Consider the following 23,131-nt stretch of genomic DNA (forward strand, 5'->3'; position numbering starts at 1 on the left):
GTTCGCAGGTCTATTGAATGGGTAGTCCACTGACTCCAAAGTGAAACAAACGAGGCTGTTGTGCTGAACTCATTCGCTAAATCTTACAGGCGGTTTCTGGCAGAGATCGCATAGATAGAACGACCTGTGCAAGATACAGGGCGCGGATGTAGCATGAGCCAGCGGCCGCTCAACGTGGAATAGTGATCGTATAATACAGGTGGCATCTGGTTCGTAACAGTTGAGTATACATCAACCAAACAGACAACGAATGCCCTCCCGACGAGACGTTCTGCTCTCCAGTGGATGCGTTTCCTTGTCCGCACTTTCCGGATGTTTAGATATTCTCGGAGCAAAGGCTTCCGTTCGAGAAGTTGGTGTAATAATCTACAATAGGGATAGTCGATCTCGGACATTCAACGTCGCCCTCGAAATCGAAGAGGGAGTGTTAGATTGGCAATCACAGACAGTTGAGGCTGATACCGAGGAGGTTGTATTTATCGACCCACCAGAAGGTGCCTATCCCGTAGCATTCCATGGGGAGGTTGGTGAATATCAAGAGACCTTCGAGTTTGATGATTTGGGGAGTCCTGACGACAGATTTTGCCTCTACTTATATTTCTATTATCAGCACTTCTTTTGGGACAATCGAATTTCGAGAGCGCCACAGCTTGAGTGTGAGTGAGTTTCCTACCACCGAGTTTGCAGATTTACTGAATGGTTGGTTTATTGAATTCGGCGTGAAACAACGAAGCCGTCATACTGGACTCATTCTCTGTAGTCAGCACGCTATTTGTGACAGTGTTCGGGCAGATCGCGGAGCCGTTGCTGAATAGAGAGCGCGAATGCCGCACGAAGTCTAGCTTAAGTTGCGAAGACAGTGATCGCTCAGTACAGGGGACTCACATATCGATCGGTCGGAAGAATCACCCAGTATTTGTCAAGAACGGTGTGCGAGATACAGAGGTTACAACCACGATCGACCGGATCGGTCTCTCGACGGACGGACGTCAGCCGAGGAGGTGCTCGACCAGACAGTGCCCTCGCGATCGAAGGGTCACGCCGAAAACCGGCCGTACGCGGAGACGGTTGCACCGGCCAGTAGTCCGCACAGCCCTCCGAGAAGTAGTTCAGGTCCGTAGTTCGGCGGGCATCCGTACCACTTGTTCGTGGTGGCGAGGCGATAGGTATCACCGCGGTAGCGTACGTACGTGAGAGACTCCGAGAACGTTCCCGGGTGATCCGTGGGATGGAGGACGACGTCGTCGCCCGATTCGGATCGGCTGGCGTGGAGTGCCGACCGGAACACTCGCTGGGCGTCGTCCGGCAGGTCGTCGTACGCTACGACGTCTTCGGACGATTCTACACCGTCGTCGTGGTGGATGGAAACGTAGTATCCCTCCTGACAGGGCGGCTGGGACAGTTCCAGTAGTCCTATCGCTCCGACGCCGAGGCCCACGACGACGAGGATGGTCACGACGATGGTGGCATAGTTCGCCTCCATTGGTATAAAAATTTAATTAATGAAATAGGTGATTCCTGTTTGAAGACGGACTACACCGCTAGGTACCAGAACGAGTCCTTCGCCATCCTCAGCCGTCCGCTCCGGATCCGAGTGCTAACAGGCTACGAGGCCCAGCGGCGAATATGTGACCGGCCGCCATCACGAGCGACGAATATGCGGACGCATTGACCGACGAGGTCTGCCACCGCTTGCGATCCGGGCCGAAGGCTCCACCTGCATCCCTGCGGTACGCCACGACGTTACCCATCGGGAGGAACACGGCGTCGTCCGTTACGACAGGTGCAGCCGTTCCATTTTCCGAGACGTGGGCCTGCCAGTTTGTCTCGCCGGACGCTGCCTCAAGCTCGTAGAGGTCACCTGCGGCAACGTAGACATCCCCGTCGGATGCCGCAGCGGCAGCGATACTGTGGAGGTCTCGCCGCCAGCGGACACCGCCCGAGTGGTTGACCGCGATGGTCTCCTGCCAACCTGCTTGGATGACCCCGCCATCGTCGACAACCGAGGCGGCGTACGGTGTATCGACGGAAACGCGCCAGCGTTCCTTCCCGGTCTCGCGGTCGAGCATCACGAGCGCGTTCCGGTCGGGAACGTAAACGCCGTTCTCGGTGACGGCGGGTGCGACCTGCGTCGCAGTGTCATCGCCGAGGTTGTACTCATCGTAAATAAGTGGGTCAAGCGGGCGCCGCCAGCGTTCGGTGCCGTCAGGTGCGAGCCTGACACACGTGGTTGCACTCCGGGCATACACGTTGCCGTCGAAGATGGAGACACCGTACGTTCGGTCGTCACCGATGCGGGGCGCGCCGATGACCTCGCCGTCTGCGATCGAGAGCACGGTCACGGACGCCGGTGCTGGATCCGGCCCGGTGGTCGTCGGAACGACTCGCGTCGGAACATAGAGACGACCACGATCCGGGTTGAGGGCCGGCGCTCCGGAAACCTCTACATCGAGGTTCCGTGACCACCGCTTTCTGCCGTCGGGTGCGACTGCGACGACTCGCCGTTCGGTGGTGAAGTAGGCGACACCGTCACGAATGACCGGCGGAGCGTACGTCCAGCCGACCGAGGTGAGATATTCATGCTCGTCCGGCTTTGGCGCGTCGCCAGCGACGCGGTTCGTATTCTTCGAGCTGTTGCCGTACTGGTGCCAGTTATCGTCGTAGAACGTCGCGGCGTCCTCTCCGTCGCCAAGGACGCTACACCCGGCGAGCACACTCGCCGTCGCGGTTCCCACGCCTGCGAGAACCGCTCGACGCGACGAACGACGCTGAGACGAATCGAATAGTGACGTGTCGGATTGCGTAGGAGTAGACGGTGGTGGGGGAGGGTTGACTGAGGGGGCCCTCGATAGGTTCGACCGATGATGATCTGTGTTTTCTGCTCCACCGACCGCTGCCCCACTGATTGGATCAACCATATTACCTAGATCACCTAAGATAAGTATTAACTTATTGCTACTTCAGTTGAGGTTGCCAGATTTCTGAAACAGGCTCTGATCGGTATTCTATACACACAGCTACTGAGAGCTTGGATCACTAGTAACGTTATGAAAATCAACGATGACCGAGTACTGTATAGATCCTCTCAATTCAGCACGCCGCTCTTGCCAACGCCTCGTCAGTTCTGATCTCGTCTGCTGAATACAGAGGGTGGGCCGTGTTTAGACGCGAAAATTCGAGGGTAACGACAGCCGCAGACCGAGAGTAGACACGAAGGGGCTGGAAATGGAATCGCCATCGAGGAACTAATCTCTACAATTTCGTTTCTACAGCCGTTTTGTTGAGGTTGGAGGGACACCATCGCCTCGATCGAGGGTCAAAACTCTCGACGAGGTATCGGATAGCAGATCAGCATCGAGCCACAGCACCGCTCTCACTCGCGTCTAAACAAGGCCGAGAGGATGTGTACAGCAGAGCGTTATACTACGTAGCGGCTACTCCGTTGGGCAAGAAGCGAGGAGATAATCGGAGAGCCTGCCGCGTCTCTCCAGACGAACCGTGTGCTTTTAGGCTTCGACAAGCGACTTCACCATATGCCCTCAAGACGGACTTTTCTTCTTGGTGGTGGCGGTCTCGCAGCGATTGGTGGACTCGGTTGGCTCGGGGTCGAACACATCTCTGTGACCGGCGAGGTCAAACGGAAATATATCGACGTTTCGTGGGAGTCTAACGGACGACAGCGACACGGTCGCATTTTGTTGTCAGTGTTACCACCGGGAGACGAGATCAACATCTCGTGCGCGTCATCCTACGCTGAGGACGCAGTCCAGTCGCCGAGAACGATCACCGTGAATCAAAGTTTAGATAGCCGTCTAAACGCTGACTTCAGCGACGTAACCTACAGGCTCGGCGTCTCTGGGACTGCATTGGGTGGTTCTGGATACAGTCTGAAACGGGTGAGTCGGGACGGATTCAATAGCGCTCAACTGGGGGATACAGCGACCGTCGCAAATCTCGGCGATCGGCTCTCTGTACACGAGGTGGATACACGATCCAGCTGGTCGGGGTCGTCGGAGATCAGAACGTTCGACTTCGCGAGCAAGTACCCGACTTACCAGTGAAGTTTGCGTTACTGCGACACGCCATTTCCGACATCGACGGTGTGCGCGACACGCGCTGTGAGTTCAGCACAGGTTGTTCGAACTACTCGGCTTCTGTCAGGAGTGGCGTGACCGACTCAGAGCATGAGGTCAGCACAACGACTTCATTTGTTTCACGCCGAAACCGGTGACCCGTCTACTTACTACCCATGCGTATCGATCAAGGATTTCCTGGGCGATCCTCTGGATCCAGACAACCACCACGACCGTAGACGCCGCGCTCGCTTTCTCCACTTCCAAGAACTGAATCAGCACAATAGGACCACAGTGACGCAACGAAGATTTCGTCTTCGTGACGAAGATAGATTCCCGAGGGAGAGTCCCCTTTCCGTTCGTACCATGGCAACGGGGTGAGTGCAGTTGCGGTAGCATCAAATTCAGATTGGTCCAACCGTAGATCGGCAGTTCCGTTCGCACTTGCCCGATCAAGTGCGGTTTGGATTGGTTCTACAGAACGAATCCGCTCATCGCTTGCTGGCGTAACTGTTGCCCCGGAAGGCTTCTGTACATCAAGTATTTCTAACAACCCTCCATTCGTACCGGGTTCAGCGACGCAACCAGATAACGACAGGAGAGCACAACCAGAAGCAGCAAGAACCGAGCGGCGCTTCATAAATTGCTTAATCAGCTATCTCGAATATACATTTCGGACGAGCGTTTGCAAAGTGAACGATCTGTACTGATCGATCTCCGACCCACCTGATCGATCATCAGTTCCTACCGCATTCGCGCCCTCTGTGCAGCACGACTGCTGAAGCATATCGGTTAGAGAGGGGGTTCAACAGGGTCCCTCGATCTGTACTGCCAGTAGCGGCGACGAGGGTATCTTGTCGGGAACGTTCAGAGTCTTGGGAATGCTTATACCGACTGCATCTATCAGTAAGCCACATGCCTGGACAGGGCGACTCTCACAGGATACGTCGAGCCGCGAAAGCAGGTGGCCCGCCGGCCGTCATCACCGCAGGTATAGGCGTCGGTGCAACCGGTGTCGCTGGCCAGGGAATCGAGACGGAAACAGACCCCGTCGCTAGAGGAGCAGCACGGGCCGTGGGCGCTGACCCACAGATGGGGCCTGCCGTGTTGCTGGTCGTTGCCGTCCTCATCCTGACTGTCGCACTCGTCGTGCCTGGACTGTTCGATGACCATCTGTATTAAAACACGCTGGAGGTAACGACGTCGAACTGACGCCGGGGGAGACGGTAATTCGGTCCTCTCTATACCGATCGTTCCAGTAGATGTCCATCCGTATCGATCCGTCGCGCGTTTCGCTGGGGCGGTCACTGTGCCTCAGGTGCGCGTTCTATTCAGCAGAAGCTCTGTGAACTACCGAAACGCTGTCAAGTGGTGCCTGCGAGAGACAGAGGACGAGTTCAGCACAGCGACTCTGTTCGTTTCATGCTAAATCCAATGGACCAGTCGTTCAGTAGCTCTGCGCAGCTATTGTGGGCCGCACCTCAGCACAGACCATCCTGTGTCTCGTTTTCGGACTGCGACGACGACAAGCACAAGAGCAACAACTGGAGAGAGTCCGCTAACAACGGTATGTGTCCTTGTGACGGGAAGATAGCCGTTGGCCATCCCGAGTTCGAGAAAACCCGCACAGCACAGAAACATGACTGCAAACGCCCTGTAGTCGAGTTCACCGATAGCCGCGTATGTCCGGATGAAATGGACGTAGATACGCCGCCTACAATCACGATGAGTCCTATCCAGATGAGTGCCGAATCTGTCATTGGATATACAGTTCTTCCGCTTCTTATGGAACTACCTTCTGGTGGTGCGTCCTTCACCCACACTGAGCGATCGCCGCTACTCCTAATTGAGACTCGGCTCTGCTGAACATGCGCTTTCGGGCTTGTTTAGACGCATGAGATCAGTAGTGTTAGAGCCTCATGGCTTGCGCGATGTTTCTGACGGCGGCCTTTAGGATGAGTCCTCTGAACTGGTCAAACCACGTTCTAGCCCGCAACGTCTCGCCGAACCGATCGTGCCTTCAATCGATCTCTTTCAGGGGGTGTCAGATCCGAATACGAAGGAACCGATCCGTACAGATGAGAAAATAGACAGTCGAAACCAATCGTCGATGACTACCCGGAACTCCAGAACTGGCTCAACCATGCGGTATTACAGCGACCGAGGTTCAGGTAACAGAGTGTATTCGATGTGAACAATTGATTTGAGAACAACTATTATGGAATGAAGAGGTTCTTCCGCGACCCCCTTGGCGAGTCGGTATGCATGTGAGAACAACCATTGTGGAATGAAGAGCAATAGATGGACGGCACGATTACAACGACGTGTGAGGATCCGATAACGCATCCGCTCACACGATGGGATTGCTCTTTCCTCGGGTTTTCTCGTAGCGGTCTCTCGAGGGAGAGCGAGTTCGTATGAGTCGTGTTGTACAATGACGTTGATTTACCGGGCTTCCCACGTCGGGAGCGCTCCACCTGTCGTCAGCGGTCTCCCAGCGATGTACCGGTCGTGGACCACACAGGCAGCGGTCGCAAATAATCCGGCACCGATGCCAGCGATGCCGACCGGGCCCACGAACAGTGCACCTGCACCCGTGAGATATACCAGCGAGAGAGAGGCGACCGCATTGAAGGACCCGTGTAGGAGCGTGGGAGCGAACACGGACTCTGCACGGACCGTCAGGTACGTGAACACCGGCGTGGCAGCAACAGTCCAGCCCGTCATCACCAGGATACCCAGATACGGCGCATCCGGGAAGTTATGGCCCTGGACGATGAGCGGTGCGTGCCAGATACCCCAGACAACTCCCGTGAGAAGGGATACTCGCCAGAATCCGAGCGGCGAAAGTTCCCGTAGGAGGAGCCCTCGCCAGCCCAGCTCTTCTCCGAGGGCCGCAACAGCATTGATTGTCAGTCCACCAAGGAGCCCCTGGAGGACGAAGAACACGGGCGTGGGAACTGGCACCTCCGCAAGGACTGCGAGTGACTCTTCGATCTGTGACTCCGGGAGGCCGAGGCCACGAAGGAACGCAGCGTAATCCGTGGTGATCGTCACGTCTGGGAATAGTGCACCGATACCGATCGTCAGTACGAGGAGGGCGACCGGTGTCAGCCAGGCGAGTCCAACCCACCGAAGCCGTCCTCTGAAGAGGCCGCATCCAACACGGATTGACGCCCCGGTCCGCAATTGAGTGATGAGTGCAGCTATCGCAGGGGCCCACATGTACAGAACGACGACGAGTACAATCCCCTGAATGGACGCCAGGTCGATTTTCGCGATTGCAACCAAAAGAGCCCCCGACCACGAGATGCCGAACGCCAATGCGATAAATGTGATAACTTTTCGTACCCGCACAGACTCGTTCACGCCCCAAATCATCAGTAGAGTGGGATCTAACACTCACACACAAATAATCCGCACATCGGGTCATCGGACGACAGTGAACGCTTTGGGGTCCCTCAGAGAAGTGTCGGCAGACAATGCTCTCCCCGCACTCGCTCGTCGTCTTCGTCCACGGCGCTGGCATCTCGCGCCACCTGTGGCGTCCTCAACGCGACGCGCTCTCGGTGATCTTCAGAAAGAGACCGTGCCATGGCCACACCATCAGTATTACTGTAACATCTGTAACGTCGAATTCGAAACAGGAGCACTACTCCTGGAACATCTTGACCACCAACATCCCGGTGTACATATCCTTTGGTCTATCCATGCCGATAAAGCAAGCCAGTAGTCTAGTAAGGCGTTCAGTGCGCAGATCTACTGAATATTTGATTCATCAACTTTGGGATGAAACAAATAAAACCGTCGTGCTGAACGCATGCTCTGAGTCGGTCACGCCACTCCTGACAGAAGTCGATTATTTTTGACTATCCCTGCTGAACTCACAACGCGTATCGGTCACACGACCTTCCCAGCCTCGGTGTTACCTACAGAACAGCCACTAATCACGTAGTGGCAGGACACCGCAGCAAATGGGCCACAATTCGTTATATCGTACGATGTTGCTCGTGGGCGTTTCGAGTCCGGTTCTCGGTTACTATTCCGCATACACGAGAGTCCGCCGACACTTTGGACAGACGTACGGAACTGGTGTGAGGATTTCATCTGCCCGAATGCTGCTAAGAAACCCGTCGTCTGAGGCCGGCGAGACGATAGAGATCGTTCCAAGGGCGTCAGTTCCTTGCAGCTCCATTTGCTCCAACGGTTCCTGACAGTCCGGACACGTCTTCTCAGAGGGCACATATGCCACAACCGACACGGCTTTCAAAAGTCGGTCGGTTTCTCACTCAAAATTCGGCTGTTTCGTCATACGAAGGTAGATTCGCAGGGTTACTGACGGGGTGATTCGAGGTTTCTGGCGAGGGCCGACCGAAATTGTTGTGATGGAGACAGCCTCTGTATCCCGCAGGGCGGTATTATCAGTTGATAAGAAGTTCAATAGAGCCAGTTGAGTCCTTGTTCAGTGAGAAGACATATCAGACAATATCCTACGGTTGGAGAGGCGCACCACCTAACACTCCTCCGCTGGATGGAACACCGCCCGCTTTACTTCGCCAGACTTGAGGGCCAGACGTCTGCCTCATCACGCTCTTCTATCGAGGCGGCAAACGGTGGGTAACTGGCCTCCTGATAGTGCCGGATGGTCACCTCACACACGTTCTCTCTATCCCGGACGTCGATCGCCGATCGCGCCGAGTGCCGAGAGGAGTCACTCGGTTCGACCACGAGCACGGGGGGCGATATCCGGGTCGGTTCGGCGACGATCGCTGGATCCGCCGATCGCGTGCGAAGTTTTATGAAAAGTAATAAATAACAATGAAGAGTAACAAATAACAATAGAGCGTCATGAACGGGATCTCCCTCCGTAGGCTCTCGATCGCGATGGTGTTTCTCGCGGGCGTCCTCGCGGGTGCCGTCATCCTGGCCGGGTCCTCCGGCCTCGCCGAGAGACCAGGAGAGTCGGCTCCCGACCCCGAGAACCCGCCGACCTCGATCTCCTCGGCGGGTCCGAGCTGTTACAACGGCAGCGCGACTCCGAACGCTGGCTGGGTCCACGAAGTGGCCGCGGGCAGGTCGTACGCGGTGACGCTTAACGCCACCGTCGTCCACGATGCGGGTACTGAGGTGACTGCCGAGGTGATCCCCCGGGCGAACGGCGAGTACGAACTCGCCTTCCGGACGGTCGAGCACACGGCCGAGAAGTCACTCGACTGCGAGCGGTTCCGCACGCGGTTCGAGATGGGCGTCTCGCTCCCGATCGACTACGAGCGGGTTGTCGTGACGGTGAACGACCGCGTACTCGTCGACGCGACGCGCGACGACACCACAGCCGACCTCTACCCGCTGCCGAGTCCGGTGAATGCCACCAGTTGAACCGCCACTACGACTGGTTTCTCGACCGTGAGATAGATCGGGTGGAATAACGGATCACGGACGAACTGAAGCGGAATCGCTCTGGCGTGACGAACAAACAGTATGCGGATCTGACGGCCGTGAGTCGGCCCCAGAACTTGCGTGTCGGGTCGTCCACCCGTCGTGCCGTCATCATGGCCTCGCCACCGCCACTCCTCAGTGGGTCTATGCGGTTGAGAACGTCGGTCTCGTCGACTCTTCGGTCTTCGGTCGCAAAGCGGAGGAACTGCCCCGCATTGCCCACGCGGACGCTGGCGCAACACGTACCAGCTCTCTCGAGAGAGTATCTCTGCCGCGAATGCGTGAATAGAACATCACCCTGGGTGCGGAATTCATCCTCTGTATCTCGCACACCGATTTTGACAGCGACTCGGTAATTCGTTGAATCTCTGCAAGATAGATAGCGCGAATGTAGCACAAGCCGAAGGACAATTTATCAAGGGTGATGAACGGTTGGTACAGGCGAAGCACACGTCGCTCAGTACAGCCTCAGGATGAATCGCTGGATGAGAGCGCTGAACCGACAACAATTGTTCCGATAAGCAGGAAGATGACACTGAGCCAGAATCCATTCGCATTTTGTGTGGGTATAGAGAAAACCAATATCCAGATGCCGATCAATGTCGTTTGAACTCCGAGAAAAGCCTGTTTTATTGCATCCATATATCGGCGTGGATGCGAATGTGTTAAAAGTTTGTTTATCATACTCCGCAGACGTATATTGGGCAATATTCGCAGGTCTACTGAGCGGATGGTACACCGGTTTCAGAGTGAAACAAACGAAGCCGTCGTGGTGAACTCATCCTCTGGGCGTTGTTCAGACGCTTGCATTCATCGGGTAGGGCCCTCAATAGCGCGTTCGATGTTGCGCACCGCCGATTTCATGACAAGTTCACGGAACTGACCGAACCACGTCCTCGACCACAACGTATCACCGTACCGATGACGCAGAGCGAAAAACACTGATTCAGCGTTCGAGCGAAGGTGATACGTTCGTTCATCGAGTAACAGGTTCCTGTCTCGTCCCATCAGATCTTTCTCTCTCGTCGGAATCCGCGGAGTGATACCTTCTGCACGTAGTTTTTCACGAAGAGCTTCCCAGTCATATCCGTTATCGGCCACGACAGTGCTCAATTCGTCGAGATTCCGCACGAGTACTTGCCAGCCGATCCGTGTGTCGTGCGGTTGTTTCATCGAGCAGTGTATGTCGAGGATTGCACTGGTTTCGCAATCGACGAGCAGCGACGTTTTGACCGCTTCAATCGTGTAATCCGTCCGCTTTGCGTAATGTTGACTGGCCTGGACGCGATCGACGCCAGTTACATCGATCGCTTGGACATCACCAAGATCATACAATTCAATAGAAGAATCAAAAATTGCTCGCCACCGCTTCATTGGGATGTCTTGTTTTCGTGTGCAAACCGTCGAGAAGTGCGTAACGTCTCAACCGTCAACCCAGGCAGTTTCGCAACTCTCGGCATTTCTTCGAGTACATCTAGCAGCTTCCTGTGGGCGTGTCCGAGATACTCTTTCAGTCCTTGAATGGCCAGAATCACCCAGTCAGCGTACCCCGTCCTTGCCCGGTTGATAGGCTGGTTCGGGATCACCAGCGACGGCTTTTTGGACAAGCGATACGACTGTCTCCGTGAAGCGGGCTATCTTGGTTTGTACACCCAACTCGTTCCGCTTCACTTCCTAGTAGATTTGGTATTTCCTCGGAGCTACTAGCACGTCGATACTAACTTCATGAGCGCAACGCTTCCTGAAGTTAACCGTCTAAACAAGGCCCAGAGCGTGTGTTCAGCAGGTCAACTATTCAGTTGAGGTGAACGGTGAGCGGTCAATACAGGAGGCTACTGGATCGATTCGACATCAGTCATCCGTCTTCGAATAGCCTCGAGAGAAACTCCGAGCGTAGCCACTGAACCAGCCAGAAGAAGTGAGACGAATAAGCCCTCGCTCAGGTTCCATCGCATTGCTACTTCCTCCAAACCTAACGGGACAACGGCCCCAGCCATGATTACGGCGAATGCGCCGATCGTTCCTACGACGATGCGCTGACTCGATGAAGTCGTTAGAACTGCACCACAAGCTAACACTACGGCAGCAACGCCACCGATGAGGGGATAAGAAACGACTCCCACAACGATTGTTGTAAACGTGAGGAAGGTAGCGCCGAGACAGCACAGAATAAATTTTGTTGAATTTTCCATCGTACCTACAGTATCGTCATCACTCATATAAACTTTCACGCTCCCAGTCACTATACTGTCCGGTGTACAGATTTTCTGGTCGTATCAGTACGGTCTCACATGCAAAACAAACGGGGCCCAATCCGCTAATTATCGCCGCTATACTGAGCGATCGAATTCGGTTTCGAACGGCCGTCAATCCAAGATGTCTTTCGCGCCCTGTATACCGCTCTACTGACCGGCTGATGCAGCACAGAGTGTCCGGGACAAACGAAATCGGTATGCTGAATCTATCCTCTGTATCTCGCAGGCACTACTTGACAGCGTTTCGGTAGTTCACAGAACTTCTGCTGAATAGATAGCGCGAATGTAGTATTGATCGTCGTCCACTCAGGAAGGGTCCAATGGCCAGTACAGGGCAAGTATGTGACGGCGAGATAACCTATCTATCTGGGAGGTGCCAGACTCAGAAAGTACTTATTATCATGAGATTATAAGTCAGTATGTTCACAATTTCGGAGGTTCTTTCATCGGTCGCCGACCTGGCTCGAGAGATTCGTTCGTCGATCATCAACCTGGACAGGCGGACGTTTATCGGCTTGCTGGTCGGCATCGTCGGGTTCGGACTGGCCCTGGAGTGGGCCTACTGGACGACGATAGCGCTAAGGATCGACCTGCTGCGAGCGTTGTTGGAACCACTGCAACCAATCGTCGGGTTAATGCCCTTCGTGGTCGGTGCCCTCGCGTACGTGCGGAACCGACCTGCAGCGAGTGCCTTGGAAATCGGTCTCGTCGTACTCTGGGGGGCGTGCGCGATAGCCGCTGCGTATTTCTTCATGTTCTTTTTCGCACCCTTAGTACTGAGCGACGTCCGGATCTCAACCAGTCTGGTGTCCGGTGGCTCCGAATTCACTCAGTGGCAAATGTTACTCTATCTCGGAAGGACCGTCGTCTTCGCCGGATTGTACGCCGCGGCGGCGTCTCTGCGTGACCGTCCACTTATCAGTGCCCTCGTACTGCTTACGCTTCCGGCCTGGACAGTTGGTGTCTTGGCGATCATGTAGGACCGTTTCGGCGCGGTTCTGTACCTTGTGGGAAGCCACGTCCGCTAGATGAGGTGTTCATCAGCGTAGATGGCGAACCGATTCCCGTAGGTAGTTCGCGGGACTACTGATCAGCAAATTCAGCACAGACCCCTTGGAACAAATGAGGTCGGATTACTGCATCCACTCTCTCTATTCAGCAGACACCTCTTGTCATCTACTGAGGGTTTCAACAAAGCTAAGCCATAGTGTGTCAGATCATTAACTATGTCCCGTTTGGTCGTACTGTTATTGGGTGCGCTCGTTATCCAACATCCTATAGCTATTTTAATGTATTTTGATGCAAAGCGACTCAACCTTAAAAATCCAGAAATGTATTGGTTGGGGGTAATAGTCCCCGCAGGTGGATTTGCCGTGATACTCTATTACTTTTCAGAGCGGAAAGATCTCCCCAAGAAGGAAACCAGACCTTCGTAGAAGAACGCTGCTGAAAGATCTTTTACCAGTACTGAGCGAGTTGTTTTTCACCTAGATTGAGCGTTTATCATCTTCGCAAATCGAGTCGAATCTCGTACCGCATTCGCGCCCTGTATCTCGCACGGTTCTTTGAAAGGCGACTGTATCTGGAAGGCTCCCGAGCGATCAATACGCACGTTTAGTGAGCAGTGTACGCCTGCTGTCCCGTGACAGACTCGATCTCGACGATAGATGGACCGTAAAGCACCCGGAGCACCGGCGATGCCTCCGAGGGTGGAACACCAGACGCGGCCAGCGCAGCCAGTGCCGCATCGAATTCGTCCTCCTCGACGCCCGTTTCGGAAGCCAGGCGGGATGCCGTTGACTGCTCGTATCCGACGATTTCTCGCGCTCCTTCGACGGCGACCGTCGCCAACTGTTCGCCGATTCCGGTCGCTTCGCCGATGTCTGATGGTCGCGAATCCGCGATTTGCTCGACGCTCGCGTATCCATAGCCCAGAAGTTTTTCAGCGCGGTGAGGACCGATCCCAGGAATGGTACAGAGATCTGTCTCGTCGACCGACCGGTCGCTCGTCTCCTCACTGCGAGGTGATGCAGCGTGAGACGGATCCGGCGATGTCGTCTCAGTTCCCTCGTCGTCCAACTCTCGAGTTCCCGTCTCCGCTCTCGATTCGCCTCCCAGATCGATTCCCTCCGGTATCGGTGGCAGTTCGTTGACTCGCAGTTCCTCCGGATCGATCGTGTCGGCCACAGGAGACTCGGCGACCACCGATTTGACGAGTGTCTCGTTTCGCGGACTTATCCGAACTGTCCTGAGATATTCGACGAGCGCCTCTCGTTCGGTTACCGATCCGTCAACCGGGAGATCCTCCACGATGCTTCTGAGGTTGCGCTGTCGAGGGAACCACGCATCACCGGTTGCGACGAGAATCGGAACGAACGGTTCCGGCACGAAGTCGTCGGTGGTGTACCCGAGCGCATCACACAGTAAATCCACTGCTGCCCCGTCTAACGATAGTTGATAGCGGCCACCCGGTAACGAGACAGCTAACTTCTTCCGTCCCATACTATCTTCTGTCAGAATAGTTTATCGATTCATGCCGTTGTACGGTTATTTTCAACGCATAATGAAGAAATGGCCAGTTGAGGAAGTCGATCTCTTTCCCCTCATTTCGAATCTGCTCGTCGTATATCGAAAAATCGGATTGGTAATTTAATCATTATTGATGTTGGTAGTGGATACTACATATCCTGACTAATTTTTTGTATCGAACATTCAGGGTTCGTGATAGCTCCATTGGTCGGTTCACTACTCAACGGAATCTACGTGCTGAGTGAATTCACCTTACCAAAATAAGCTCGAAGCTCACGGTCCGGGCCTTTATAATATTCTGGATAGTATTACGTAGCGAGGAAATCCGGAACGCCAACGAAAGAGAATGCAGTACGGAGAGGCGATCGAGAGATAATCACGTGTGAAAAGATGCAGGAACGATGACGATTTGGCGGGTGGGTGACACGAAATTTCGTACGTCTGACACAACCCCTTTCCCAAGCTCATAGCCCGGGTTCAACTCCCGGCCAGCGCACTCCACAGGGCTTCTCCCGCTGGCTTTCGGGCATCCTCCAGGAGTTAGCCACATGCCCATCCAAGACCACAAGGCGGGTTGCGTGTCATCACCCCGCCGTAGCCACGCGATTATAAAACTGTTCAGGCCCACTAGAGGTATAACCACCGATCAGCCACCGGCAAACTGCCAGACGAACCGGCCGATCCGGAGGTGTCCGCCATGACGAAACGCGTGAATCTCGGCGTCGCGATCGACTGGTGGATGGTGCGGCTGGTCCGCCGTCAGATACCCCTCTGACCGGATGATGCCGTTGCTGTAGGTGTCGTCGAACATACCTGTATCACGCTCCGAACTAGCTACAATCTATCCATCAGGGTTCAAAAGGCGAGCCCGGGGACGTCGTTTCGTATGTGGTGTTCTAGATCTGTGTTCGAAACTAGCTACCGGCCAACAGTAGATGCACTTGCCCTCGCAGGATCCCCATCCTGGAATCCCAACCGAAGCCGGGGATCGCCAAATCTGTGTAGCTGTTGTGCCTCTCGTATTCCTGTGCCACCAGCCGTCATCGACTCACGGCCACCGCTGGAGCACTCGTACCAGCACTCCATCCACGGTTGCTTCAGGTGCGTTCTGCCGAATTAGTAGCTACATAGCGCTTCGCATACTCGTCACGAGCTGGTTCCTCCGAAGTCGCCGCCGCAGGACGGACATTCGAGGCCGGAATCGCCCATTGACGGTTCAACGTTCAGCTGACAGTTCTCACACCACTGCAGTCGCTCGCTCGTCTCGTGGGGCGTGTCGTGGGTCATGCTTGGGTGATACCACTACTGCGTTGGCGCGCCGAATACCCACTCTACACGTAGCGACTCAGTGATCTAAATCTGGTGGCAAGCCCGCGCGAGATACGCCTTCTATTCAGCAGAACTCGATCGCACTACCGACACACTGTCAGGAGCGGTGTGCCGAATACAGAAGGTGGAGTCAGTACGGCGATGGTTCCTAAAGAACGAGACACTGGGAGAGCCTGCGGCGTCTATACGGACGCTGTAAGGCCACCATCGACGCGGATATTCTGTCCGGTGATGTAGCTTGAAGCAGGTGAAAGAAGGTACGCGACTGCGTCTGCAATCTCTGCGGTTTGTGCCGGACGTCCTATCGGGATCCGCTCTCTCGTTTCCTCGTCTACGTCGTAACTATCGACGAACCCGGGCTGAACCGTGTTCATCCGGATTCCGTTCGCCGCGTGTTGGTCAGCGTAGAGTTTGGTGAAACTCCCGAGTCCAGCCCGAAGCACCGATGAGACGGGGAACTCACTCGACGGTTCGAATGCCGAGAATGTGGAGATGTTCACGATCGATCCGCGGCCTTGTTCATCCATGATGGGTGTGACGAGTCGTGCCATCCGGACAGTATTCAACAGCACGAGGTCTACCCCCTCGTGCCACTCCTCGTCAGAGATTTCGAGGAGGTCGCCGGACGCCGGGTGACCCGTGTTGTTCACCACCGCGTCGATACGACCGTAGCGCTCGTACGTCGTCTCGACGAGGGCTGCCAAGTCATCAGGATCGGTCACCGAGCCTTCAAATCCATCTCCGCCGAGGTCGTTCGCAACCTCGACGGCGCTTCCCGACCGTGACAACAGAACTGGCGTGTATCCATCCTCGTTCAGTCGCCGTGCGCAGGCCTCCCCGATACCGCTTCCTGCTGCTGTCACTACTGCGACTTTATTATCAGTCATACGCCTATTAACGCGACTGTGTTCATAAAAACACAGGCACACCCACTGCGAGGCCCCTTCTCATCGCTTTTCTTGATCTGTTCGTGCCGATACTGAAGGCGTAGGTTGCGGTAGTGCCCACAACCGATACGCGTCTTCTATTCAGCAGACCCTGACCGAACTACCGACCTGCTGTCAGTAATGGAACGCGAGAGATAGAGGATGAATTCGGTACGACGACCTGGCTACTTTCGCACGGTCTGCACTGGACCCGTTGCTCAGTAGGAGTGCGAACCTACCGCTGTTACTGTCTCACGATTCTTCGCGGTACAGGACTACAAGCACGATGAATAGGGCCGCTTCCGCGAGTTTCGAGAGAGCTGCCAACGGGTAGTTCACAAGGTGTGAGACGACGGCCTCGACGGGATGGAGACCGTGGTACAGCGGTTCCCGTCCAGGGAGAAAGCCGCCATGCCCCGACAGGTGCCAGGCGAAGTAGCCGACGAAGTAGGTCGCTATCAGCACCATCCCGAGGGCGTACACGGGCTTGCGCGCGGTGTCTGCGATCACTAATTTGATACCGAGCAGGATAGCGAACGCCGACAGCACGAAGGCGATCGGGCGGGGGTCGTAGACGAGCAACGACGCGTTTCCAGTCGTGACGAGCGTAAGGAGACGGGGAAAGCCTCGCTTCGGGTGAAGGAGGTGGATGCTGGCGACGAGATACGCGAGTGCGGCCCCGAGATAGCCGACGTTCTCGCTCATCCATCGGCCCATCGCCCGTGACGTAGCCATTCTCTTGTACGATTCGCAGTGCACGCTAATAAGGGGATGTCTCCATCACGACGGCGTCGTCTCTTTCAGGCTGTCTGAATTGCTTCGGCTGCACACCCTGGTCTGCGAACCGATCGTCGGCATTTCTGTCAGGAACTACTGGTGTTCGTCGACTCGGATCGAGAGAGTAGTCATTGCTTGAAATGTGGCCAGTTTTCTTCAGTGACCAGCTCCGTTGCGCCGCAACAGCCACACTCCGCAGGTGCATCGTACTGGGGACCGCTATCGGTTCGTGCGGAGACCGTCCCGGCGTGCATCGTCTGACAGGCTGTGCAAACGTACTTTTCCGGGCGTTCTGGGACGTGGGCCATGTATGTGGGTACTCGTGCCAACAACATATAGCCGGGGTGTGAACTTCACACAGAATCGCTGATAGAAACGACGCGGATGTGCTGAACTCGTCATCTGTACTGAACAATCACCAACCTCTTGTTGACCGACCAGTATCTCATGCAGCATACCAGAAACGAGAAGGAAGATCGAGAGCCAACCCACGAACGTTAGCCTATCACGTATTCATCTCGACGAGTTCCGTGGGAATGGATTCGCTGTCGATTTCGACGTCATACCCCCTTTCTCGAGCGACGATGTGCAGCGCCGTCGCCTCGGGCGACATAATGAGATCGATCACATTGTCCTCGTGCCGTTGGCGATCGTGGTACTCGAGCATCGATTCGATCCCTTGTTCGAGAAGAGCAGCGTTGCCAGTGTCGATCCCACGGGCAACGTCGATGATTGCTTGGCCATGCAACTGGTCGTGATTCTCACAGGTGTACTCCAATCCCTTCTCGAATTTTCTCCCTACTGCGACGATCCAGCGGTTCAATACCTCGGTGTTGGGTCTCCGGTATCGGACCTCGATCGAGCCGGAGGGTTGTCGTCCCCACTCCAGTTCCGGATTGAAGTGGTCGTGTGGTCACTTTTCTCACGTAGGGAGTGTCTATTAGACCGATCGGCCCGTACAGGCATTCAATGCTCGACCTTCGGTTCTCGGAGGCGGAACTGGAACAGCGACGCGAACACATCACCGACTTCGTCCGCGACCGGGTCGACGCCGCCGGCGCGAGCGGTGTCGTCCTCGGGCTCTCGGGCGGAATCGACAGCACGCTCGTGGCCCACCTCGCGGTCGACGCGCTCGGTGCCGAGAACGTCCACGGACTCGTCCTTCCCGGCGACGTCAGCCGCGAGGGGAACATGAGCGACGCCGAACGGGTCGCTCGCGACCTCGAGATCGGCTACGACGTCATCGAGATCAATCCGATCGTCGACTCGCTGCTCGCCGCCTACCCCGAAGCGGAGGGCGATCGCGAGGCCGTAGGGAACGCCCGCGCACGCGTCCGAGCGGTCCTGAACTATCTGGTCGCCAATCACGACGGCCGGCTCGTCCTGGGGACCGGGAACCGCAGCGAGGCAGCCGTCGGCTACTTCACCAAGTACGGCGACGGGGCCGTCGACTGTCACCCGATCGGAAACCTCTACAAGGGGCAGGTCCGACAGCTCGCCCGCCACGTGGGCGTCCCCGAGGATCTCGCGGCCAAGACCGCCACCGCGGAGCTGTGGGCCGACCAGACCGACGAGGACGAGCTAGGAATCAGTTACGAGACCCTGGATTCGATCCTCGTGACCCACGTCGACGGCCCGCTGTCGGTCGCCGCGACCTGCCGGTTGCTCGACGTCGACGAGGAAACCGTAGAGAAGATCCGCGGGATGTACGAACGGAGCGAACACAAGCGTCAGGTTCCGCCGGCCCCGGAGCCACCGGCCTGATCTGTCTTTCCAGCGTGCTTACCCCTCGCGCCACTCGTGCTCGAGGAGGCCGTACCAGTAGACGTCCTGGTACTCCCCGTCGACGAACTCGGCGTCACGATGGACGCCTTCCCGGGTGAAGCCGACGCTCTCGAGGAGCCGCTGTGACGGTTCGTTGAACTCGAACACGCACGCGGCGATCCGGTGGAGACCGAGCTGATCGAACCCGTGTTCGACGAGGCGCGTCGTCGCTTCGGTGCCGTACCCTCGGCCGTGGTAGTCGGGGGCCACCCAGTAGCCGACCTCCGCCTTCTGGGTCTCCCAGTCGACGTTGTGGAGGCCGATCGTCCCGACCGGCGTCGAGTCGGCGGTAATCAGGAGATGAACCCCGTCGTCGTCACAGATCACGTTCTCGTAGAACTCCCGCTCCTGCTCGGCGTTGAGGGGTTTCGATCGGCCGATCGGCCGCCAGACGTCCGAATCGTTGATCTGCGTCTGGAGGAAGTCGAGGTCCTCCTCTTCGATCGGTCGGAGCGCGACGTCGTCGCCGCCCAGAAATACGGGACCTGGCATTGGGCTACTGTCCGACGCGAGGGAGAAGAATCATTCGGCGGTGTGATACGAAGTCACACGACCGACGAACTACCGATATCGGGACCCGTGTTCCCGGCGATCGCTCGCGATCGACGTAGCTGCTCGAGCACGGCGACCGGCAGTTACTCGAGTACGGCGTCGATATCGTCCGCGTGGGCCGCCACGAGGTCGCCGAACACCTGTGCTTCACGCCGCTCCTGGGTGGCCCGTTCGCGATCGTCTCGCAACCGCCGTTTCAACACGCCGAGGGCATCGTGGGCGTTGTCGGCGATTTCCTCGGCGACCGATCGGGGGTCGCCCTCGATCCGCGAGATCAGTCCGGTTTGCAGTGCCTCGTCGGCGTCGATCACGCGACCCGAGAGCGCGAACTCGAGGGCGTCTCCCTCGCCGACCACCCGCGGCAGGCGGACGGTGCCGCCCCACGCGCCGAACAGGCCGAACGTGACGCCGGGTTCGCCGTACGTCGAATCCGGCGTCCCGACGCGTACGTCGCAGGCGAGCGCCAGTTCGAGGCCGCCACCCCGGGCGGGGCCGTCGATCCCCGCCACGACAATCGCCGGCGAGTCCTCGATCGTCCGGGCGACGCGCTGTCCCAGTCGGGCGAACTCCGCGGCCCGGTCGCGATCGCCGTCGAGATCACCCACGACCTCGAGGTCGGCACCGGCACAGAAGGCCGGGCCGCGCCCCTGGAGGTAGATCACCGCTTCGTCGGCGTCGGCGATCGCCGCCTCGAGACCCTCCAGTCCCGCGACGGTCAGCGCGTTCCGCGCGTCCGGGCGGTCGAGCGTCACGGTCCGGATCGATCGCCGATCCTCAGTATCGATCGTTATCATACCCGGTCCCTCTCTGGCACTTTCCAAAGGTCTTTGCGTCCTCCGTCGTAACCCCCCGGTAATGGACCAGGCCGACAGCTGTCGGCGTGCCGCCGCCGAGGCCGTCGCGGACGTCGAACCGCCCCGGCTGCACGATCGCATCGACGCAGTGCTCGACGGTGCGTCGATGCTTCCCGGGGTTCTCACCCTCGAAAGCGCCGCCGCGGCCGCCCCGGAGACGACCGGTGGGCTCGATCCGACACTCGATCACGGACACGACGGGGCCGTCGAACCCGACGCGAGGACTGGCGGACCCGGCGACGATCCGACCGACTCCGGCGACGACCCGACAGCGGCAGTCGTCACCCACGCCGCCGGGGTCCAACTCATCTACGAAGGACTCCGGCTGACGCGATCGCTCTCTCACGACCCGCCGTGGACTGGCCTCGACGACGCGGCCGAGGACGGCGATCTGGCGATTCTCGCCGCCGACATCCTCGTCGCTCGCGGGTTCTACCTCCTCGCCCGGACCGACGCCGCCGGCAAGGCGGTCCGGACCGTCCAGGCGTTCGGCCGCGACCAGACGCGCCGCGACGCCGTCCCTCGCGACGAACCGAGACACGACGAGGAGTTCGGCCACGACGGATCCACCGCCGACGCCGACGCCGCCAGCCCCGTCGATTCCGCGTCGATCGACGCCAACCTCGAACGCGACGTCCTCGAACTCGCCGTCCTCGCCGGGGCGGCCGCCATCGGCGAGACGCCCTCGCCACGACTGCTCGGGATCGCTGACCAACTCGCCGACACCGTCGGCACCTCCCTCCCACCCGCTGGGGAGTGTCTGACCCGCTTCGAGACGTCCCCCGACCGATCGCTCGACGATCCGACGACCGATCGGGCGACGTCGGCGACCGATCCTTGACGGGGTGGAATCGCCTGACACGGCACCCGTAGATGGAAAGCAATATAACCCGTGGCACCACTCCATCTGAATGTAGCGCCTGGGTAGCTTAGCGGTAAAGCGCGTCCTTGGTAAGGACGAGAGCCCGGGTTCAAATCCCGGCCTAGGCTTGAATCGTTTTGTTGACAACCCCATGAGCGAGCCTCCGCTGTGGAGTCTCCAAGTGACGATTTCGACGGCCTCTGTCACCAATATCGTGTGAGCGGTTCATCGGCTATCCGGAGATGAACTGTCTGACCGACTCTGGCAGCGAGATCAGTCGGTTGCGCGCGACGAATCACGTTGTAGCACCTCGGGATCTTCGACGAGTTCCTTCAGCCGTTGAACGAACCGAGTTGCGGGTGCGCCGTCAACGATGTCGTGATCGAACGTCGCCGTGATGGAAAGGTACTCGCGGGGTTCGATCTCGCCGTCGACGACCCCCGGCTTCTGGCCGGTTCCGCCGACCGTGAGTTGAAGCGTGTAGTTCGTCGGAGTAATTCCCCACCCGCCGCCGGTACCAAACATTCCGACGGACGTCACAGCGACTGTGCCTGCGATACGTTTCCAGCGTCGAGGAAACCACTGTGGGAGCCGAAAGAACAGCCGCCGTACAGGTCCGGGAAGGCGGACGGCCAGGGAGGCCAACCCCGGCCGTTGTCGTTCGTCCGGGTCCCGCTGGGCCGTCCGGATCTCGTCGTGAATCGACCGAAGTGTCCGCCGATTCGCCGCTCTGATGACGTGCGGAACGCCGATCCGTTTCCCGTCGATTTCGACCTCGATGATGACCATCACGTCGACGTCATCGAACTGGACGATCCGCCCCCGCCAGTCACGGTATGCGTTGATGTGGGGATGATCTTCGAGGGCTCGGGCCAGAGCAAACACGAGAAAGGCGGTGAACGAGAGTTCCGCTCCTGTCCGCTCTTCTCGCTCGTCAATGCGCCGTCGGGCCTCGGTTACGTCGAACTCGACGAGTCCGTGAACGACGCTTCGTCGGCTGGCCATGCGCAGTGCGTCAACGGTCCCTCGCCGCTGTATCGGGAACGGTTCGATCGTGTCACGCTGGTCGGTCATGTGTAGTACTGGCCGACGAAACGCATAGATCTTGGTCCAACTCGGAAAACGCTCGTTCGCCTCGAAATCAAATCGCGTGCGGTATCGAACCCGAACCGACTCCGCGATCGCCTGATCCGACTCGGACACTGGAGTACCGGGAGACCCTCGCACTGTTCCCCAATCCGGTAGATCAAATCACGCACCCAAACCGACGAGCTATTCCATCCGTACCGAACGCGTGTCACCGAATCAGATCAGTCCGTTCGTCGAGCGGGTCGGAATCCCCTCTGACAGAGGCGTAGACCCGAGTGTAACTCTACCCCGTACGCGACCCGAAAGTCCTCTCACTATCTGAAACCCAATTCTCTCGGCCGAACGCTGTCCGATAGATGAGGTCAACGACCGTCACGTCGTACGATTTCGCATGGCACAACAGTCGATCGACGACGACCAGATACGTTCCTCGAAGAGGGTGACGACGTGATGTGGACCACGTTCGGGCCGACGTGCGAGCGATTGGTTGCGCTGAAGGACGAGTACGACCCGACGAATCCCTTCGGCCTCGATCAGAACACCGCACCGTCTGGAAGCGTTCGGACAGACGGTGGAGTGAACCATGAGTGATCACGACGGTGAACCCGGGGCAATCTCGCGGCGA

Annotated in this window: 18 protein-coding genes, 1 tRNA gene and 3 pseudogenes; 8 read left to right on the top strand and 14 right to left on the bottom strand. The window is 57.4% G+C overall.

Annotation, left to right across the window (positions count from 1 at the left end):
* Positions 1-250: 250 nt before the first annotated feature.
* On the top strand, positions 251-664 hold the full coding sequence (locus MUG98_RS24575; RefSeq protein ID WP_265110023.1) for a hypothetical protein: 414 nt from the start codon (positions 251-253) through the stop codon (positions 662-664).
* Between the two features lie 372 nt (positions 665-1,036).
* On the opposite strand, the gene MUG98_RS24580 is transcribed toward MUG98_RS24575, so the two are convergent.
* Positions 1,037-1,483 carry a DUF7979 domain-containing protein gene (locus tag MUG98_RS24580; protein ID WP_265110024.1) on the bottom strand — a complete coding sequence of 149 codons (447 nt, stop codon included), beginning with the start codon at positions 1,481-1,483 and terminating at the stop codon, positions 1,037-1,039.
* Positions 1,484-1,571: 88 nt separating this feature from the next.
* On the bottom strand, positions 1,572-2,735 hold the full coding sequence (locus MUG98_RS24585; protein WP_265110025.1) for an outer membrane protein assembly factor BamB family protein: 1,164 nt from the start codon (positions 2,733-2,735) through the stop codon (positions 1,572-1,574).
* 2,253 nt (positions 2,736-4,988) lie between these two features.
* On the opposite strand from MUG98_RS24585, the gene MUG98_RS24590 reads away from it, so the two are divergent.
* Positions 4,989-5,255: a hypothetical protein gene (locus tag MUG98_RS24590; protein WP_265110026.1), complete on the top strand. Its 267-nt coding sequence runs from the start codon at positions 4,989-4,991 to the stop codon at positions 5,253-5,255.
* 727 nt (positions 5,256-5,982) lie between these two features.
* On the opposite strand, the pseudogene MUG98_RS24595 reads toward MUG98_RS24590, so the two are convergent.
* Positions 5,983-6,084 (bottom strand): annotated as a pseudogene (locus tag MUG98_RS24595) (IS5/IS1182 family transposase); the annotation flags it as partial.
* 434 nt (positions 6,085-6,518) lie between these two features.
* Complete coding sequence (locus MUG98_RS24600) at positions 6,519-7,397, bottom strand: CPBP family intramembrane glutamic endopeptidase (RefSeq protein ID WP_265110027.1); 879 nt, start codon at positions 7,395-7,397, stop codon at positions 6,519-6,521.
* A gap of 1,524 nt (positions 7,398-8,921) precedes the next feature.
* Here MUG98_RS24600 and MUG98_RS24605 point away from each other — a divergent pair.
* Complete coding sequence (locus MUG98_RS24605) at positions 8,922-9,449, top strand: hypothetical protein (protein ID WP_265110028.1); 528 nt, start codon at positions 8,922-8,924, stop codon at positions 9,447-9,449.
* 870 nt (positions 9,450-10,319) lie between these two features.
* On the opposite strand, the pseudogene MUG98_RS24610 reads toward MUG98_RS24605, so the two are convergent.
* Both MUG98_RS24610 and MUG98_RS24615 read right to left on the bottom strand, forming a co-directional pair.
* Positions 10,320-11,180 (bottom strand): annotated as a pseudogene (locus MUG98_RS24610) (IS5 family transposase).
* 161 nt (positions 11,181-11,341) lie between these two features.
* Complete coding sequence (locus MUG98_RS24615) at positions 11,342-11,728, bottom strand: hypothetical protein (protein ID WP_265110029.1); 387 nt, start codon at positions 11,726-11,728, stop codon at positions 11,342-11,344.
* 455 nt (positions 11,729-12,183) lie between these two features.
* Here MUG98_RS24615 and MUG98_RS24620 point away from each other — a divergent pair, with 455 nt between their 5' ends.
* Positions 12,184-12,744 carry a hypothetical protein gene (locus MUG98_RS24620; RefSeq protein WP_265110030.1) on the top strand — a complete coding sequence of 187 codons (561 nt, stop codon included), beginning with the start codon at positions 12,184-12,186 and terminating at the stop codon, positions 12,742-12,744.
* Between the two features lie 634 nt (positions 12,745-13,378).
* Here the strand turns inward: MUG98_RS24620 and MUG98_RS24625 are convergent.
* The 5 genes from MUG98_RS24625 to MUG98_RS24650 all read right to left on the bottom strand — a co-directional run bounded on the left by MUG98_RS24625 (position 13,379) and on the right by MUG98_RS24650 (position 18,148).
* Complete coding sequence (locus MUG98_RS24625; protein ID WP_265110031.1) at positions 13,379-13,951, bottom strand: helix-hairpin-helix domain-containing protein; 573 nt, start codon at positions 13,949-13,951, stop codon at positions 13,379-13,381.
* Between the two features lie 988 nt (positions 13,952-14,939).
* Positions 14,940-15,104 carry a hypothetical protein gene (locus MUG98_RS24630; protein WP_265110032.1) on the bottom strand — a complete coding sequence of 55 codons (165 nt, stop codon included), beginning with the start codon at positions 15,102-15,104 and terminating at the stop codon, positions 14,940-14,942.
* Between the two features lie 700 nt (positions 15,105-15,804).
* The gene (locus tag MUG98_RS24635) at positions 15,805-16,509 is read right to left on the bottom strand and encodes an SDR family oxidoreductase (RefSeq protein WP_265110033.1); all 705 of its coding nucleotides are present in this window, start codon (positions 16,507-16,509) and stop codon (positions 15,805-15,807) included.
* Between the two features lie 291 nt (positions 16,510-16,800).
* The gene (locus MUG98_RS24640; RefSeq protein ID WP_265110034.1) at positions 16,801-17,283 is read right to left on the bottom strand and encodes a hypothetical protein; all 483 of its coding nucleotides are present in this window, start codon (positions 17,281-17,283) and stop codon (positions 16,801-16,803) included.
* A gap of 547 nt (positions 17,284-17,830) precedes the next feature.
* Entirely contained in the window at positions 17,831-18,148 is a 318-nt protein-coding gene (locus MUG98_RS24650) for a hypothetical protein (protein ID WP_265110036.1), read from the bottom strand.
* Positions 18,149-18,294: 146 nt separating this feature from the next.
* Here MUG98_RS24650 and MUG98_RS24655 point away from each other — a divergent pair, with 146 nt between their 5' ends.
* The gene (locus MUG98_RS24655; RefSeq protein WP_265110037.1) at positions 18,295-19,089 is read left to right on the top strand and encodes an NAD+ synthase; all 795 of its coding nucleotides are present in this window, start codon (positions 18,295-18,297) and stop codon (positions 19,087-19,089) included.
* An 18-nt stretch (positions 19,090-19,107) separates the two neighbouring features.
* Here MUG98_RS24655 and MUG98_RS24660 read toward each other — a convergent pair whose 3' ends face one another.
* Together MUG98_RS24660 and MUG98_RS24665 are read right to left on the bottom strand one after the other, a co-directional pair.
* The gene (locus MUG98_RS24660) at positions 19,108-19,641 is read right to left on the bottom strand and encodes a GNAT family N-acetyltransferase (protein WP_265110038.1); all 534 of its coding nucleotides are present in this window, start codon (positions 19,639-19,641) and stop codon (positions 19,108-19,110) included.
* 143 nt (positions 19,642-19,784) lie between these two features.
* Complete coding sequence (locus tag MUG98_RS24665) at positions 19,785-20,495, bottom strand: enoyl-CoA hydratase/isomerase family protein (RefSeq protein ID WP_265110039.1); 711 nt, start codon at positions 20,493-20,495, stop codon at positions 19,785-19,787.
* A 61-nt stretch (positions 20,496-20,556) separates the two neighbouring features.
* Here MUG98_RS24665 and MUG98_RS24670 point away from each other — a divergent pair, with 61 nt between their 5' ends.
* On the top strand, positions 20,557-21,396 hold the full coding sequence (locus MUG98_RS24670; protein ID WP_265110040.1) for a DUF7114 family protein: 840 nt from the start codon (positions 20,557-20,559) through the stop codon (positions 21,394-21,396).
* A 77-nt stretch (positions 21,397-21,473) separates the two neighbouring features.
* Positions 21,474-21,545: transfer RNA gene (locus MUG98_RS24675), tRNA-Thr, on the top strand.
* Positions 21,546-21,690: 145 nt separating this feature from the next.
* Here the strand turns inward: MUG98_RS24675 and MUG98_RS24680 are convergent.
* Complete coding sequence (locus MUG98_RS24680; RefSeq protein WP_265110041.1) at positions 21,691-22,491, bottom strand: 2-oxo acid dehydrogenase subunit E2; 801 nt, start codon at positions 22,489-22,491, stop codon at positions 21,691-21,693.
* 441 nt (positions 22,492-22,932) lie between these two features.
* Between MUG98_RS24680 and MUG98_RS24685 the strand changes: the two are divergent.
* Positions 22,933-23,097, top strand: a pseudogene (locus tag MUG98_RS24685) (BBE domain-containing protein); the annotation flags it as partial.
* Positions 23,098-23,131 lie beyond the last annotated feature (34 nt).

It is taken from the genome of Halosolutus halophilus, assembly GCF_022869805.1.
Classification (GTDB): Archaea; Halobacteriota; Halobacteria; order Halobacteriales; family Natrialbaceae; genus Halosolutus; species Halosolutus halophilus.